Genomic DNA, 15,771 nt, shown 5'->3' with positions numbered 1-15,771 from the left:
GTCACCTGAGGTAGTAGACGTTCGGGTCGGTGCCCTCGCTCTCCTTGAGCTGGAACGCGCGCGAGGACTCCGAGAGCTCCGCCACCTCGCTCTCGGGGTCGTCGAGGTCGCCCATGTTGCGGGCGTCGCCGACGCAAGTCTCGACGCAGGCCGGCTCCTCGCCGCGTTCGAGTCGATGCGTGCAGAAGCTACACTTCCGGACGTTGCCCACCGGCGACGTGCCGTCCTCGCGGGGGCCGCGGTCGACGCCGTACTCCGGACTCGTCACCTCGCCAGCGCCCTCGACCTCGTCGTCGTAGTTGTCGCCGAAGTCGAAGTAGCGTGCGCCGTAGGGACACGCGATCATGCAGTACCGGCAGCCGATGCAGCGGTCGTAGTCGACGTTGACGACGCCGTCGTCCATCTTGTACGTCGCCGACACCGGACACACCTGCACGCACGGCGGGTTCTCGCACTGCATGCACGGCCGCGGAAGGTTCGTCCGGGTGACGTTCGGGAACTCGCCGTGTTCCTCCTCCACGACGACGTTGTACGAGACGCCCGGCGGCGTCCGGTTCTCGGCCTTGCAGGCGACCGTACAGGAGTCGCAGCCGACGCACTTCTGGAGGTCGATGACCATCCCCCAGCGCTCCGAGTCCTCGTCGTCGCCCGCCGCGTCGCCCGCCATCTCGGCCGCGACCGACTCCATCGACCCCACCGTACAGCTCAGCGACTCGGCGACCTCCTCGGAGACCGTCTGGCCGTCGTCGCCGCGGTCGATGGCCGGGTTCGGCGTGTTCCGGTAGTCGTCGCCGAACTCCGCGGCGGCAGCCGAGTCGTACTTCGCCCAGTACTCGTCGCCGGTCAGTTCGCCGTTCGAGACGCGTTTCGCGTCCTCGGCCATCGCGACGCCGAGGTCGGTGCTGTACTCCGTCTTCGCCAGTTCCTCGCGCGGGTCCGCCGTCTCCTCGTCGACGACGGCGTCGAACGTCTCCTCGTCCGGGAGCGACGGCACTCCCGGCATCGGTTCCTCGGGACTGCTCATCGCCACCGCCTCCCGACGGGCGTCCTTCGTCCGAGCAGTGATGCTGTCATACACGTGGACGTAGGACCGCGACCGTGCTGAGCGTGGTACCCATACTGTTGGCCGTCGCCGAACCGGGGGTAAACCCGGCACCCATACTGTTTGGGACGCCACGAAACCGCCGGAAAACCGCCGACGCGACCGGTTCCCAGCGCGCTGGAATCGGGTCGCCTTCTTATTGGTCTCGTCCGTGCCGTTCCAGACATGAGCAACCGTGTTCGGCCGCGGGTCCGTGGACGCCCCACTGCGGGGGTGGCGTCGCCGTGACGCCGGTCGTCGCCGCGTCGGTGCTGCTCCGCCTGCTCGGGGTCGGCTACTCGCTCGTCCTGCTGGTCCGGAGCGGCGACCGACGGTTCGGCTTCCTGACGCTCATGCTCGCGCTGATGGCGGTCCGCCAGGCGTGGACCGCGACGACCGCGACGACGGGCATCGAGGAACTGCCCGGCCTCGTCGTGAGCGTCCTCGCCGTCCTCGCCGTCCACTTCCTCGCGGCGTACGTCGAGGAGGAGCGCAGCGTGAAGGAGCGACTGTCCGCGACCAACGACCGCCTGCGCGAGTTCGAGAAGGCGGTCGAGCACGCCGGCCACGCCATCTTCATCACCGAGACCGACGGCACGATAACGTACGCGAACCCCGCCGTCGAGTCGGTGACGGGCTACGGGCGCGACGAACTGATCGGCGAGAACCCGCGCCTGTGGAAGTCCGGCGAGCACGACGAGTCGTTCTACGACGATATGTGGGCGGACATCAAGAGCGGCGACGTCTGGGAGGGCGAGATCATCAACGAGCGGCGGAACGGCGAGCACTGCTGGGTCGACATGACCATCGCGCCCATCACCGACGCGGACGGCGCGGTCGAGCGCTTCGTCGCCGTCGACACGGACGTCACGGAGCGCAAGGAACGCGAGTTCCGCATCGAACAGCAGAACGACCGGCTGGCGACGCTGAACACGACGAACGAGGTGCTGCGCGACGTGAACCGGGAGCTCGTCGCGGCGGGCACCCGCGAGGAGATAGAACGGACCGTCTGCGAACAGTTCGCCGCCCGCGAAGCGTTCGCGTTCGCCTGGTTCGGCCATCCGCGGATGGTCGACGGCTCCGTGACCCCGCGCGCCCACGCCGGCCTGGACGACGACGCCGCGGACGACCTGGTCGCGGCGCTCGCTGACGCGGACGGCGACACGCCGCTCTCCCGCGCGCTCGACGAGGAGCGCGTCGCGGTGACCGGCCTCGCCGACCGCGACGAAGCGTGGGCGACGCGAGCCCGCGAGTGCGGCGCGGCGGCCGTCCTCACCATCCCCGTCCGCTACGGCAGCAGCGTCTACGGCGTGCTGAACGTCTACGCCGCCGACCGCGCGACCGTCGAGGCCATCGACCGCGACGTGTTCGCCGAACTCGGGCGGACCGTCGGCTACGCCATCAACGCCGTCGAGAGCAAGCGCGCGCTGGTCAGCGACGACGTGACCGAACTGGAGTTCCGCCTGACGGACGAGGACGTCCCGTGGGTCGACGTCGTCACGGCGCTGGACTGCTCGGTCGAGGTCGAACGCCTGCTCGGCGACGCCGACGGCCAGCAGGCCGTCTTCGCCTCCTTCGCGGGCGTCGACCGCGACGAGGTGGTGGCGTACGCCGACGCCGCCGACTGGGTCGAGGCCGCCGCATACGTCTGCGCGGACGACGACGCCCACGTGTTCCGGCTCGTCCCCGTTGAGGCGTCCATGCTGTCGGCGCTCGCCGACTACGGCGCGGTCGTCACCGCACTGTCCGCCGGTGACGGCGAGGCGACGGTGACGGTCGAGATGCCGAGTCGCATCGAGACGCGGACCGTCGTCACCGCGCTGCGGGACGTCCACCCCGACGCGACGCTCGTCGCCCAGCGCGAGCGCCGGCCGAACGGACAGGTGAAGCCCGCGTTCCGCGCCGAGGTCGAGTCCGAACTGACGGGTCGGCAACTGGAGGCCGTCAGGACGGCCTACGCCGCCGGCTTCTTCGACTGGCCCCGGGAGAACAGCGGCGACGACGTGGCCGCGATGATGGACATCTCGCAGTCGACGTTCCTCCAGCACCTGCGCGCGGCCCAGCGGAAACTGCTGGACTCGCTGTTCGACACCCGGCGCGTCCCGGCCGACTCCCGCGAACTCCGGGCGTGACGGACGTCCCGGCGCTGCATCCCACTGCGGTCTCCGGCGGACGACGTCGGTCGCCGCGGACGACTGCTGGCCCTCCACCGCGGCGTCCGGTCCTGCGTTCCGTGCCCCGTATGTGCGCGCCGCCGACGCTCGCGCGGTGGGCTGCCCCTGTGTGGCACGAACACATTTAACAGATGCGTGTCAAACGAACTGAACATGGGTTCGGAGTCGAGCGGGGACATCGGGCTCCTGGAGGCGGTCGCCATCGAGGTCGGGCTCATCGTCGGCGCGGGGCTGTTCGCGCTCACGGGCGTCGCGACGGACCTCGCGGGGCCGGCCGTCCCCGTCTCCTACGTCGTCGCGTTCGGCGTCGTCGCACTGGGGCTGGTACCGACGGCGGTGCTCGGCGCGGCCTACCCGACCGTCGCAGGCAACTACCGCTACCCGCGCGAGTTCGTCTCGCCACACGTCGCCTACCTCGCCGCGTGGGGGCTGACGGTGAGCATGTTCGGCGGCGGCCTCCCGCTGTACGCGCTCAGCTTCGGCGGGTACGTCGAGACGCTCACCGGCGTGACGCCGCAGCTGACGGCGGTGCTCGCGCTCACGTTCTTCTTCGGCGTCAACCTCCTCGGCATCCGTCCGGCCGCCCGGGTCCAGCTCGCGCTGTTCGCCACGCTGGTCGCCAGCCTGCTCACGTTCGTCCTCCTCGGCCTGCCGGCGGTCGACCCCGGAACCTTCCGGCCGCTGTTCACCACCGGTGCGACGGGCGTGGTGACGGGCGCGGCCGTCCTCTACTTCGTCTGTCTGGGCGCGAACTTCATCGTCGACCTCGGCGGCGACGTGCGGGCGGCGACGGTCACCATCCCGCGGTCCTTCCTGGTGAGCATCCCGCTCGCGCTGGCGCTCTACGCGCTCGTCGCGTTCGTCGCCGTGGGCACCGTCGGCCCGGCGGCGCTCGCGGGCGAGTCGCTCGCGTTGCCTGCCGAGGCGGTGCTGCCCGCCCCGCTCGTCGCCGTCTTCGTCGTCGGCGGTGCACTCTTCGCCACCGCGACCACGCTCAACGCCGTGTTCATGATCGCACCCAAGTACCTCGCCGCGCTCGCGGCGGACGACGTCTTCCCCGCCGTGCTCGCCCGCGAGAACGACCGCTGGGGGACGCCCCACTGGGGGCTGACGGTCGTCTACGCGGTGACCGCGGCGTCCGTGCTCAGCCCGCTCCCCTTCGACCAGCTCGGTTCGCTGCTCGGCTTCGGCGGCATCTTCCTCATCGTCCCGGTGATGCTGGCCGCGGTCCGGTTCGTCCGCGAGCGGCCGGACGTCCACGCCGACTCGTCGGTTCCGCTGTCGCCCCGCGCCGTCGTCGCCGTCGCCGCCCTGGGCGTCCCCGCCAACGTCGCGCTGTTCGCCCTCCTCGGCGCGAACGACGCGGGCGTTCTCGGCGTCTGGCTCGCGGCGATGGTCGCCGGCGAGGCGTACTACCTGGTCCGCCGCCGCCACCTCGCCCGCCGCGGGCGGACGATGGGCGGCGTGCCACTGGACGACGACCGCGATGACCGCGCGGTGGACGACGAACTGGCTCGCGGCGGCGGCACGGACGCCAGCGGCACCCGGGCCAGCGAGTAGCGGCGGACGGCGACGCCGACCGATCGCCGCGTCGACCGTCGTCCGGTCCGCCCCGTCGTATCAGTTATGTGGCAGGGCTCCGCAGGTCGTGGTATGGCTGACCTCGACACGGGCGTCGTCGGCGCTGGACTGATGGGCGCAGACGTCAGCGCGCTACTCGCCAACGCCGGCTTCGACGTGGTTCTCGTGGACGTCGCCCCCGACGCGCTGGACCGGGCGCGCGACCGTCACGCGACCGACGCACTGGACGCGCTCGACGCCGCCGGCCGCCGCCAGCGCGACGCCCTCGTCCCGCACGTCACGTACGCCACCGACCTCGACGCGCTCGCCGACTGCGACTTCGTCGTCGAGGCGGTGCCGGAACGCCTCGATTTGAAACGCAGCGTCGTCGCCGACCTGGACGCCGTCCTCGCGGACGACGCCGTCGTCGGCACGAACACCTCCTCGCTCACGCCGACCGACGTGGCGGTCGACGCGGACGCCCCCGAGCGCGTCGTCTTCTTCCACTTCCCGAACCCGGCCATCGAGCGCGACGTGGTGGAGGTGGGCGGCGAGCAGGCCACCGACCGGGCGGTCGAGCGCGCGGTCGCCGTCGGCGAGGCGATGGGCAAGTGGGTGGCCGAACTCGACGGCGAGGCGCGCGCGCACTGCCTGAGCCGCGTCTCAGCCGCCATCAAGTGCGCCGGCACGTGGGAACTGCGCGAGGCCGAACCGGCGGCCATCGACCGCGCCGCGACGGACCTGGGCTTCCCGCGCGGGCCGCTGGAGTTCGTCGACCTCATCGGCCTCGACGTCCACCTCCGGACGGTCGAGAACCTCCGCGAGCCCTACGACGGCCGCTTCGACCCGCCCCCGGAGGTCCGCGAGCGCATGGAAGCGATGGTCGACCGCCGCGACCTCGGCAAGAAGACCGGCCGCGGCTTCTACGAGTGGGACGGCGACGACCCGGTCGTCCCCGACCCGGACGAGGCCCACGACGTCGCGCCGGTCGTCGCGGCCATGGTCTCTGAGGCACACCGCATCGTCGCCGACGGCATCACCGACCGCGAGACGCTGAACGAGATCCTGCGCCGGGGTAGCGGCGGCGACATGGGACCCTTCGACGCGCTGGACCTGCTGGGGCGGGAGTTCCTCGTGGCGACGCTGCGCGAGCGTCACGCAGCGACCGGCGCCGGCGTCTACGAACCGGCGCCGTCACTGGTCGAGGAGAGTGATTGATCGGCAGCGGCTCAGACGGCGTACGGTTCGAGCGCCTCGTACACCTTCCGACCCTTCCGCGTCGCGGTCTGTGCCGCCGGGGCCGCCCGGTAGACGAGTTCGCTCTCGGCCTCGTCGCCTCCGGAGCGTTCGCCGACGACCGCGATGAGCGTCCCGCCGGTCGTCCGGAACTTGACGCCGTCCGCCGTCTCCGTCGCGTTCAGTCCTTTCAGCGTTCCGTGCACCCGGTCGCGCACCTCGTCGACGTCTATCGAGAGCGCGACAGATTCGAACTCTGGTCGCTCCTGCAGGGTTTCGAGCGTGGTCATGGCTGGCTCCCGTCGAGGGACGGAGGGTACGACGACCTCGAACGGCAAAACGGTAGGGGACCACTGCACTCCGCTCAGTCCACGCGCACCGGCGGACTGGCGTAGGGGTCGACGCGCACGTCGAGCAGCCAGGGGTCGTCGCTTTCGACCGCCTCGCCGAGCAGGTCCGGGAGGTCGCCGGGGTCGTCGACGACTTCGGCCTCGCAGCCGAAGCCGCGCGCGACCGCGGCGTAGTCGGTCGCCGGCGAGAAGTCGGTCGAGAGCGTGGTGCCCGTCGACGCGGTCTGGCTGATCTTCGAGGAGCCCAGCGACTGGTTGTTCGCGACGACGACGGTGACCGGCAGGTCTTCACGTACTGCGGTCTCGAGTTCGGCGATGTGGTAGCCGATGCCGCCGTCGCCCGACACCGCGACGACGGTGGCGTCCGGGTCGCCGGCCTGGACGCCGAGCGCCTGCGGCAGGCAGTAGTTGATGCCGTCGCTGCCGCGCGCCTGGAGGTAGCGCACGCCCGGCTCGCGGACCCGGTAGAACGCGCCGGTGAAGAAGCCGGTGAAGCTGGTCGCGGAGACGAGGACGGCGTCGTCGGGCGTCGCACGCTCCACCTCGCGGAAGACGCGCTGGGGCTTGACGGGCGCGTCGTCGCTCTCCAGGGCGTCTTCGTGGCTTTCGAACCACTCGCGGCGCGCGTCCGCGAGGTCGGCGACGCGGTCGGCGCGGTCGGGGTCGCCCGAGACGGATTCAGCGAGGCGCGCGGCGGTCGCCCGCACGTCGGCCATGATGGGCACGTCCGCCTCGTAGGTCTTCCCGAGCCACGCGGGGTCGAGGTCGACGTGGACGAGCGCGGCGTCCTCGGGGACGAGCGTCCACCCGACCGTCGTGAGCTCGCCCAGCCGACAGCCGAGCGCGAGCACGGCGTCCGCCTCGCCCACGGCGTCGTTGGCCACCTCGCAGAACCCCCAGCGACCGGCGACGCCGACCGCGTGGTCGTCGGTCTCGTCGACGATTCCCTTACCGTTCATCGACGTGGCGACCGGCGCGTCCAGCGCGTGCGCGAGGTCGGCGACGGCGTCCCAGGACCGCGACCGGAGCGCGCCCTCGCCCGCGACGATGACCGGTCGCTCGGCGTCCTCGAGCACGTCCACCGCTGCGTCGACCGATTCGGCGTCCGGTTCGGGGCGCGCGGCGGGGAACGTCGCGGAGACGTCCGGCGGCGTCCACTCGTCGATCTCGGCGTCGAGGACGTCCTCGGTGAGGTTGAGGTGGGTGGGCGAGGGGACGCCCGTGACCGCCTCGCGGACCACCTGCCGGGCGGCCTCGACCGCCCGCGCCGGCGTCTCGGGGTCGTAGCTCGCGTCGACGTGCGGGCCGAGGATGGCCTCGTTGTCCGCGTCCTGGATGACCTCGCGACCCCGTGCGTGCCGGGAGTTGTCGCCCGTGACCGCGACGACGGGGCTGGACGCGCCGTCCGCCTCGATGAGCCCGACGCCGACGTTCGCCGCGCCGGGGCCGCCGACGCCGTCCACGACGCCAGCGCGGAAGGTGGTGCGGGCGTAGCCGTCCGCCATCATCGCCGCACCGGCCTCGCTGCGCGCGAGGACGTGCCGGAGGTCGGAGTCGACGAGGCTGGCGTAGTAGGGGTCCATCTGTTCGCAGGGGAAGCCGAAGACGGTGTCGACGCCCGCCGCCTCGAACGTCCCGACGACGGCGTCGGTCAGGCGCATCGTCGTGCCCTCGTCAGTTCCGCGACAGTCGAGTGCTTCGCTACCGTGTGACGGATGGCCATGTGTCGAACGTGACGGCTATCGAATATAAATGTGCGGCCCCACACGACAGCTATCGACCGTTCCACCCCCGCCGGCCACTACCGTCATGAGGCCGTCGGTCGAAGCCGTGACAACCCCCATGACGGAGCAGCAGGACGGTCACGCCGGCGCTGCGGAGGCAGCGGACCACGACCACCGCAGCAGGTGGCCCATCGTCGCAGCGGCCGGCGCCGGGGTGCTGTACCTCGGCGCCGCGCTCGCGCTGTTCGCCGATGCGGTGCCGCTTGCCCCGGTGTTCCTGGGCGTCGCCATCGCCGTCGTCGGCGCGGGCGTGGTCGCCGTCGGCCTCTTCGGCTGGTTCGGCCAGGCGTACCTCGGCCGGTCGCTGACGGGCGAGAGGGCCGACGGGTCCTACCGCGCGACGATGGTCCTCTTCCTGTTGACCGACGTCGCCACCTTCGGTGCCGGCTTCGCGTACTACTTCGTCGTCCGGGTCGGCGCGTGGCCGGCGGCCGGCGTGCCGGACGTGTTCGGCTCGCTCGTGCTGGCGAACACGGCGATACTGGTCGCCAGCAGCGCGACGTTGCACGTCGCACACTCCGCGCTCCACGACGGGAACCGCCGGCGGTTCCTCGCGCTCCTCGGGGCGACGACGGTGCTGGGAGTGGTCTTCCTCGCCGGGCAGGTCGTCGAGTACTACGAGTTCGTCGTCGCCGAGGGTTTCACCCTGACGAGCGGCGTGTTCGGGAGCGCGTTCTTCGGCCTGACGGGACTGCACGGTCTCCACGTCGCGCTCGGCGTGGTGCTGCTCGGGATCCTGTTCTGGCGCGCGCTGCGGGGCGAGTTCTCGCCGGAGCGGGACACGTCCGTGACGACCGTGTCGTGGTACTGGCACTTCGTCGACGCCGTCTGGATCTTCCTCGTCGTCTACGTCTACGCCGGCGCGACGCTCGTGTGAGCACCTACTCCTGTCGCGAGCGTTCGGACTCGACCTCGAGCGCGAGCAGTCGCCGGTAGACGGGCGGGACGAGGATGCCGACGACGCCGAGCAGGATGGAGGTGACGCCGAGCGGGAACAGCAGCGGGTTGACGTCCAGGCAGGCGTTCCGCGACGCGATGGTGGCGTAGCGCGTCGCGCCCGCGTACTCGACGAGGACGCCGCGCTCGAACGCGGCCCGGTGGACGAACCGTCCCTCCACGTCTGCCCGGTCCGCGGGGTCGCGGACGGCCGTCTCGACCGCCCGCTGCTCCCCGGGCGCGAGGTCGTCGAACGCGAACCGCCGCAGGCCCGGACCGTCCGGCTGCGCCGCGGTCAACTGGTCGGTCGCGTCGGGCGAGTAGACGACGACCGTCGTGTCGCCACAGAGACCCAGTTCGGCCTGGACGAGGGCGTACCCGCCGACGACGCCGCCGGCGAGGCCGAGCGCGACGAGCAGCGTCCCGAGGAACGGCGGGCCGTACGTCAGCGCGGCCGACCCGCGCGGCTCCGCCGGCTCCCGGTCCGGCGCGGTCGCCTCGCGGTCCGGGTCCGGCGGCGTACCGCTGCCGTCGTCGGCTGTCCGTCTCGGTGTATCGTCGTCGCGTCGCGCGTCGTCGTCAGTCATGGCGTCGGTCCGTCCTCCGTCGTGGCGTCGCGTCGGCGGTCATAGTTCGATGCTCCAGCGGCGAGCCAGCGAGCCGAACGTCGCTGCCAGCCCGAGGCCGTACAGCCAGTGGGCGATGAGCACGAACACGACGTACGTGAGCAGTTCGAGGCCGGTCTGGCCGGTGTAGAACGCCAGCAGGAACCCGGCGGAGATGACGGTCGCGAACGCCACGCCGGCCACGACGATCGGACGGCCCGGGAGGAACTCGACGAAGGCGACGAACAGCAGCGGCCAGGTCGTCATGCCGCCGGCGAGGAAGAGCGCGTACCCGACGGCGACGGTCTCGCCCATCCCGACGAGGCCGGCGAGTTCGCTGAAGGAGGTGGGGTCGAGCACGCCCAGGCCGGCCGCCGTGGCGAGCGCGCCCGCCATCAGCAGCGTCCCGACGAACCCCGAGACGGCGGCGGCCGCGATGACCTTCCCGACCGTCCCCACCAGCGGCGTCACGCCGCGGAGGATGGTCGGGCTCCCCTCGTCGGGCACGTCCGTCGACGACGGTCGAACGGTCTCGGGTTCGGTCGGCTCGATGCCGTACTGCTGTTCGAGGCGGCGCTCGAACCACTCCCACTCGCGGGTGAACTGCTGGGTCTTCTTGAGGTTCCAGACGTCGGCGTCCTGGACGGGGCGGCCGTAGCGGTACGACCAGAGCATGTTGTAGAGCCACAGCAGGACGCTGATGCCGATGACGTACGCGCCGACCGTCGCGACCTGCTGGTAGGGGAGGTACTCCACCGGGTAGGTCGCGTACCGGCGCGGCAGTTCGAGCAGACCGAGCACGACGAGCGTTCCGAACGTGACGATCGACCCCGTTACGAACAGCATCGACTGGAACAGCGCGAGCTGGCGGTCGTACATCCGGCCGGTGATGATGGGGTACCAGTAGTAGCTCGCGGCGATCATCATGAACGGGATGATGCCCATGAGGATGAGGTGGAAGTGGCCGACGACGTAGTAGGTCGCGTGATAGAGGACGTCGACGGGGATGGCGGCGAGGAACACGCCGGTGACGCCGCCGACGACGAAGGTGCCGATGCCGCTGACGCAGAGCAACAGCGGCGCCGTGATGCGAAGGTTCCCCTGCCAGATGGTCGTGATCCAGTTGAACGTCTTGATGGCGCTCGGGACGGCGATGGCGACGGACACCGCCATGAAGCTCGCGCGCACCCGCGGGTCGAGGCTGGTGACGAACATGTGGTGGGCCCAGACGCCGAAGCTCAGCACGCCGATGGCGAGCGTCGAGTAGACCACGAACTTGAACCCGAACAGCTTCCGCCCGGCGAACTTCGGGAGGATGAGGCTCATCAGCCCGGTCGCGGGCAGGAAGATGATGTACACCTCGGGGTGGCCGAAGTACCAGAACAGGTGCTGCCAGAGGATGGGACCGCCGCCGTCCGCGGTGAAGAACGTCGTGGCGAAGTTGCGGTCGAGCAGCAACATCACGATGGCGCTGCCCAGCAGCGGGAACGCGAAGACGACGATGCCGCTCGTCGTGAGCATCGCCCACGAGAAGATGTCGAGGTCCTGCCAGCCGACGTCGTCGCCGCGCTCGTAGACGGTGGTGACGATGAAGTTGAGCGCGCCGAGCGTCGTCGAGATGCCGCTGAGGTGCAGGCCGAGGAGGAGGAAGTTGATCTGCGGGCCCTGGGTCTGTATCGACAGCGGCGGGTACAGCGTCCAGCCGATGCCCGGTTCGCGGAGGAACAGGAAGAACCGCAGGAGGTCGCCGGACTCGACGAGCAGGCCGAGCACCTGCCCGGCGACCTGCGCGAGCAGGCCGGTCCGCGCCAGCAACAGGGCGGGCGGTAGCAACCAGAAGCCGATGGCGTTCAGCCGCGGGAACGCCATGTCGTCCGCACCGAGCAGCAGCGGCAGGAAGTAGTTGCCGACCCCGAAGAACACCGGCGTGACGAAGAAGAACAGCATCGTGATGCCGTGGGTCGTGAACAGGGCGTTGTACGTCTCTGCCGACCAGATGGTCGTCTCGTGGGTCAGCAGTTCCGTCCGCATCATCATCGCGTCCATGCCGCCCCACAGCGCCGCGAACGTCCCGAACACGATGTACAGGATGCCGACGTCGCGGTGGTTGGTCGTCGTCGTCCATCGGATAACCGCTTCGCGGACCCGAGCGACGCCCGTGTCGTGCTCGCGGCCGGGGCCGTACTCCCCCGCGGCCCCGCCGTCGCCGCGCGTCCGCTCCGGGGACTGCCCCGACCGTCGGACCGTCACCCAGCACCCCAGGAGGATGGCGGCGAGCAGTCCGACCTCGACCAGTGCGCGGTTCATCGTCCCGCCCCCGGTCGCGACGCTCGCACTCGCTGCTCTCCACCTCGGCCCGTCCCCCAGTCCATCGTTACAGCGTTGCTCGACGTACGCCCGGATAAAATCGGGGGCCGTCGCGACACCGTCGGTCGTCTCGGACCCGTCGGCCGAATCGGTCTGGAACAGCCTGACGACCTGGTCTGGTCTGCCTGACTCCCGTCTGGCGTCGCCGGAGTGCCCGCTCCGGAACCGCCCGACGACGTGGCGGGCAGTAGATATAACTCCGCGTGCGTCGAGCGACGGAGGTGATGGGGGAGCGTCGCGTCGCGGTCGTCGGGGGAATCGTCGCGCTGGTGGCGGCAGTGGCGGTCGAGCCAGCGGCGGCGCAGTCCGTGAACAGCCGGCTCATCGACCAGCTGAACTTCCAGCTCCTCTACGTCGCCATCCCGCTCGCGCTGTTCGTCGAACTCATCCTCGTCTACGCCGTCTATCGGTTCCGCGACAACGACGACCCGCTGCCGACGGCCGACGACCCGTCGCTCGAGATCACGTGGACCGTCGCGACCGCCATCATCCTCCTGTTCGTCGGCGTCGCGGCGTACAACGTCCTCGCGAGCCCCTACATCTCGCCCGACCCGGAGATAGCGGCCGGCGAGGAGGTCCCGGAGGACGCGGTCGTCGTCCGCGGTCTCGCCTACCAGTGGAACTGGGAGTTCAGCTACCCGGAGCACGGCGTCACCGACCGGCGCGAACTCGTCCTGCCGGCGAACCGCGACGTCTACGTCCGCATGACGTCCAAGGACGTCGTCCACTCGCTGTTCGTCCCCGACCTCGGCGTGAAACAGGACGTGTTCCCGGGCCAGACGACCGTCGTCCACACCCGCGTGTTCGACCCCGGCGTCTACCAGGGCTTCTGCACCGAACTCTGCGGCGCGGGCCACTCCCGCATGCGGACGACCGTGCGCGTCCTCCCGCAGGACGAGTACCGCGACTGGCTCCGCGACAACGGCGCGTCGAACGCCAGCCTGTCGAACGGCACCGCGGCGAACTCGTCGGTCGGTGGTTCGAACGCCAGCGCGAACGCGAGCAGGACTTGACCGCGGCGGCCCAGTGATGACTGGCCGCCGGCTCCCTTCCACGGCGACGCCGACGGTTCTCCCTGGTAGGGAGATGCGTCGGGCCGCATGACCAGCGCGCGGCCCGTTCGGTGTCACAATATATTAGTCGCGCTGCCAACACTACCTGTTGCACATGGTCGACAGAGACGCGGTTCGCCACGGGTACGACGGCATGGCGGCGACGTACGCCGCCGAGCGGTCCGACGACGGTCGTGACGTCGACATCCTCGACGAGTTCCTCGCCTCGATTCCGGACGCCGAACGCGTCCTCGACGTCGGTTGCGGCCAGGGGACGCCCGTCCTCCGCGAGCTGAGCGCGTCGGCGACCGCGGTCGGGGTCGACTTCTCGCGCAGGCAACTGGAACTGGCCACGCAGAACGCACCCGACGCGTCGCTCGCGCAGGGCGACATGACGAGACTCCCCGTCCGCGACGGCTCGTTCGACGCCGTGACCGCCTTCCACTCGCTCATCCACGTGCCGTTCGGCGACCACCAGACGGTCCTCGACGAGTTCGCGCGCGTCCTGGACTCCGGCGGTCGACTGCTCGTGACGGAGGGGCCCGAGGAGTGGAGCGGGACGAACCCGGACTGGCTCGACAGCGGCGTGGAGATGCAGTGGTCCATCGCAGGCGCGGACGCGACGCGCGAGCAGTTGCGGTCGGCCGGCTTCAGCGTCGTCGACGAGTGGGGTGGCCCGAACGAGCTTGCGGACGAGGAGGACGCCCGCTGGGTGTTCTTCGCGGCCCGTCTGGACGCGTAGGCGCCTCGCTGCGATTTTCGCGGCGACCGCCACCTCGGGCACCGCGAGGGAGTGGTACCGACGACCGGACCGCAACTCCGATTACGCTCCTCTCGCACCTCCGCGATAATGGACACGGCACTCTCGTTCGAGTACGCACACGACGACGAGCTACCAGCGGGGCACTCGACGGAGGTCCGGACCCCGCACGCGCTCGTCGAGCACTTCCTGACGGAGTACACCGACCCGGGCGACAACGTTGTCGACGTCTTCGCGGGGTACGGGACGACGCTGACGGTCGCGGAACGACTAGAACGGGTCCCGTACGGGGTCGAGTACGAGTCCGACCGAGTCGCCCACGTCCGGGACGAGATCTCGACGCCGGAGAACGTCCGTCACGGGAGCGTGCTCGACCTGGATGCGTCGTGGTTCCCGCCCTGCGATTGCTGTTTCACCTCGCCGCCGTTCATGGAACGGACGGACGAGCGGAACCCCTTCCAGAACTACTCGGGTCGGAGTACCTACGGGGACTACCTCGACGACGTCGAGACCGCGTTCACCCGCCTCGACTCGGTGCTGGCGCCCGGTGGGCGCGTCGTCGTCGACGTCGCGAACATGAAACACGAGGGGCGGGTGACGCCACTGGCCTGGGACGTCGCGGAGCGCGTCTCGAACGTGTTCCACTTCGACGGCGAAGTCGTCGTCGCGTGGGAGGGCGACGGCAGTCCCGACGAGAAGGGGGGCCGGTTCGGATACGGCTACGACCACTCCTACTGTCTCGTCTTCACGAAATCCGACGACTGAGAGCGCCCCGCAACGGACGTGTCGCCGGGAGCGCCGGCGTCTGCGGTGTTCTCACCGTCGCCACCGGACTCCCATTTCGGACGGTTCGCCTGCGGGTCCGCGTCCGACGCCCCCGCGCCCGAGGCGAGCGAGCGGAGGTGTCCGACCGCGGTCTTGCCGACGTAGCGGAGGACGTCGGTACCGGACGGGATGGTGTACAGCGTCCCGAGCGAGTCGGGCGTCGTCGGTTCGTGGTCCGGGTCCCGGAGCCGTCCGACGCCCTCCGCGAGCATCGCCTCGCAGACCGCTATCTGGCGGCGCTCGACCTCCCGCCAGGTGGTGGCGTCCGAGATGTCGACCTCGTCTTCGACGACCACCTCGCCCGCGTCGAGGTCGTCGTCGATGCGCTGGAGGGTGACGCCCGCCGTCGGTTCGTCGTGGAGGAACTCCCAGAGGCCGCCAGGCTGACCGCGGTACGACTCCAGGTCACCGCGGTGGAAGCTCAGCACGCCGTGGGTCGGCATCTCCAGGAACTCGCCCTTCAGTACGCCGAAGCCCAGCCGCACGACGACGTCCGTGTTCGGACCGACCGTCTCCGCCACCTCCGTCGGCAGGTGGTTGCCGAACCCGTCTGCCGGGACCGGCTCGCACCGGTACTGGTCGGCGTCCGCGACGCCGTCGATGTTCTCGATCGACGTCGGTCGCTGGTACTCCGGCGTGGGGCCGAACTGTCGGAGCACGCCCGTCGCTGCCCAGAGCGGGTAGTGCTGGAGGCGATAGCGACACGACGAGAGGTATTCGCGGAACTCGTCGACGGTCAACTGCGCGAGGAAGTCGCTCAGGTCGTCGGGGCCCCCTGCCTCGTTGACGACGACGTGCGTGATCTCCACGTCCGTCTCCGCGACCATCCGTTCGATGGCGTGCTGCATCCACGCCGGGGCCGTCTCCCCGGGAAGCAGGACGCCGACTCGAAGCGGTTCCGCCTGCGTCTCCTCCTGGTGGGCCTGACGGCCGCGACTCACCGCGCCTCCACGCGACGCAGACTCGTTCGACACGACTTCGCCCTCCGACGGAGTCGTGGGGTCGCTCGACGGAGGATCGGTCGCCGGGCACATGGTTCCA

General features: G+C 70.5%; 13 protein-coding genes. 7 read left to right on the top strand and 6 right to left on the bottom strand.

The features are described from left to right. Position 1: 1 nt before the first annotated feature. Positions 2–1,024: a 4Fe-4S dicluster domain-containing protein gene (locus NKT36_RS05185; protein ID WP_327052890.1), complete on the bottom strand. Its 1,023-nt coding sequence runs from the start codon at positions 1,022–1,024 to the stop codon at positions 2–4. A 302-nt stretch (positions 1,025–1,326) separates the two neighbouring features. Between NKT36_RS05185 and NKT36_RS05180 the strand changes: the two genes are divergently transcribed. The 3 genes from NKT36_RS05180 to NKT36_RS05170 all read left to right on the top strand — a co-directional run bounded on the left by NKT36_RS05180 (position 1,327) and on the right by NKT36_RS05170 (position 6,033). Further along, positions 1,327–3,213: a bacterio-opsin activator domain-containing protein gene (locus tag NKT36_RS05180; protein WP_327052889.1), complete on the top strand. Its 1,887-nt coding sequence runs from the start codon at positions 1,327–1,329 to the stop codon at positions 3,211–3,213. A gap of 195 nt (positions 3,214–3,408) precedes the next feature. Next, on the top strand, positions 3,409–4,815 hold the full coding sequence (locus NKT36_RS05175; protein WP_327052888.1) for an APC family permease: 1,407 nt from the start codon (positions 3,409–3,411) through the stop codon (positions 4,813–4,815). A gap of 93 nt (positions 4,816–4,908) precedes the next feature. Beyond that, entirely contained in the window at positions 4,909–6,033 is a 1,125-nt protein-coding gene (locus NKT36_RS05170) for a 3-hydroxyacyl-CoA dehydrogenase (RefSeq protein WP_327052887.1), read from the top strand. 11 nt (positions 6,034–6,044) lie between these two features. Here the strand turns inward: NKT36_RS05170 and NKT36_RS05165 are convergent, their stop codons facing one another. Both NKT36_RS05165 and NKT36_RS05160 read right to left on the bottom strand, forming a co-directional pair. Beyond that, the gene (locus tag NKT36_RS05165) at positions 6,045–6,341 is read right to left on the bottom strand and encodes a hypothetical protein (protein WP_327052886.1); all 297 of its coding nucleotides are present in this window, start codon (positions 6,339–6,341) and stop codon (positions 6,045–6,047) included. Positions 6,342–6,415: 74 nt separating this feature from the next. Then, positions 6,416–8,062 carry a thiamine pyrophosphate-binding protein gene (locus NKT36_RS05160; protein ID WP_327052885.1) on the bottom strand — a complete coding sequence of 549 codons (1,647 nt, stop codon included), beginning with the start codon at positions 8,060–8,062 and terminating at the stop codon, positions 6,416–6,418. 181 nt (positions 8,063–8,243) lie between these two features. On the opposite strand from NKT36_RS05160, the gene NKT36_RS05155 reads away from it, so the two are divergent. Next, positions 8,244–9,062, top strand: coding sequence for a cytochrome c oxidase subunit 3 (locus tag NKT36_RS05155; RefSeq protein WP_327052884.1), 819 nt, complete (start codon positions 8,244–8,246; stop codon positions 9,060–9,062). Between the two features lie 4 nt (positions 9,063–9,066). Here the strand turns inward: NKT36_RS05155 and NKT36_RS05150 are convergent, their stop codons facing one another. Together NKT36_RS05150 and NKT36_RS05145 are read right to left on the bottom strand one after the other, a co-directional pair. Beyond that, complete coding sequence (locus tag NKT36_RS05150; protein WP_327052883.1) at positions 9,067–9,708, bottom strand: hypothetical protein; 642 nt, start codon at positions 9,706–9,708, stop codon at positions 9,067–9,069. Positions 9,709–9,747: 39 nt separating this feature from the next. After that, positions 9,748–12,033: a DUF6789 family protein gene (locus NKT36_RS05145; RefSeq protein WP_327052882.1), complete on the bottom strand. Its 2,286-nt coding sequence runs from the start codon at positions 12,031–12,033 to the stop codon at positions 9,748–9,750. Positions 12,034–12,317: 284 nt separating this feature from the next. On the opposite strand from NKT36_RS05145, the gene coxB reads away from it, so the two are divergent. From coxB to NKT36_RS05130, 3 genes are all read left to right on the top strand, one after another. Continuing rightward, positions 12,318–13,106 (top strand): cytochrome c oxidase subunit II, encoded by a 789-nt coding sequence (coxB, locus tag NKT36_RS05140; RefSeq protein WP_327052881.1) that lies wholly within the window; start codon positions 12,318–12,320, stop codon positions 13,104–13,106. A 154-nt stretch (positions 13,107–13,260) separates the two neighbouring features. Beyond that, positions 13,261–13,887: a class I SAM-dependent methyltransferase gene (locus NKT36_RS05135; RefSeq protein WP_327052880.1), complete on the top strand. Its 627-nt coding sequence runs from the start codon at positions 13,261–13,263 to the stop codon at positions 13,885–13,887. A 108-nt stretch (positions 13,888–13,995) separates the two neighbouring features. Further along, positions 13,996–14,670, top strand: a complete 675-nt coding sequence (locus NKT36_RS05130) for a DNA methyltransferase (protein ID WP_327052879.1) — start codon at positions 13,996–13,998, stop codon at positions 14,668–14,670. On the opposite strand, the gene NKT36_RS05125 is transcribed toward NKT36_RS05130, so the two are convergent. After that, positions 14,637–15,671 carry a formyltransferase family protein gene (locus NKT36_RS05125; RefSeq protein ID WP_327052878.1) on the bottom strand — a complete coding sequence of 345 codons (1,035 nt, stop codon included), beginning with the start codon at positions 15,669–15,671 and terminating at the stop codon, positions 14,637–14,639. The two genes, NKT36_RS05130 and NKT36_RS05125, sit on opposite strands and share 34 nt — an antisense overlap. Positions 15,672–15,771: the final 100 nt, after the last annotated feature.

The organism is Halomicrococcus gelatinilyticus (assembly GCA_024227995.1).
Classification (GTDB): domain Archaea; phylum Halobacteriota; class Halobacteria; order Halobacteriales; family Haladaptataceae; genus Halomicrococcus; species Halomicrococcus gelatinilyticus.
Note: the sequence above shows the minus strand (reverse complement) of the source record. Positions and strands in the feature narration are given on the sequence as shown.

Coding starts and splice junctions, on each gene's coding strand:
- NKT36_RS05170 (WP_327052887.1), top strand. CDS start 4,909: ATGGCTGACCTCGACACGGGCGTCGTCGGCGCTGGACTGATGGGCGCA.
- NKT36_RS05185 (WP_327052890.1), bottom strand. CDS start 1,024: ATGAGCAGTCCCGAGGAACCGATGCCGGGAGTGCCGTCGCTCCCGGAC.
- NKT36_RS05145 (WP_327052882.1), bottom strand. CDS start 12,033: ATGAACCGCGCACTGGTCGAGGTCGGACTGCTCGCCGCCATCCTCCTG.
- coxB (WP_327052881.1), top strand. CDS start 12,318: ATGGGGGAGCGTCGCGTCGCGGTCGTCGGGGGAATCGTCGCGCTGGTG.
- NKT36_RS05155 (WP_327052884.1), top strand. CDS start 8,244: ATGACGGAGCAGCAGGACGGTCACGCCGGCGCTGCGGAGGCAGCGGAC.
- NKT36_RS05150 (WP_327052883.1), bottom strand. CDS start 9,708: ATGACTGACGACGACGCGCGACGCGACGACGATACACCGAGACGGACA.
- NKT36_RS05165 (WP_327052886.1), bottom strand. CDS start 6,341: ATGACCACGCTCGAAACCCTGCAGGAGCGACCAGAGTTCGAATCTGTC.
- NKT36_RS05160 (WP_327052885.1), bottom strand. CDS start 8,062: ATGCGCCTGACCGACGCCGTCGTCGGGACGTTCGAGGCGGCGGGCGTC.
- NKT36_RS05130 (WP_327052879.1), top strand. CDS start 13,996: ATGGACACGGCACTCTCGTTCGAGTACGCACACGACGACGAGCTACCA.
- NKT36_RS05135 (WP_327052880.1), top strand. CDS start 13,261: ATGGTCGACAGAGACGCGGTTCGCCACGGGTACGACGGCATGGCGGCG.
- NKT36_RS05175 (WP_327052888.1), top strand. CDS start 3,409: ATGGGTTCGGAGTCGAGCGGGGACATCGGGCTCCTGGAGGCGGTCGCC.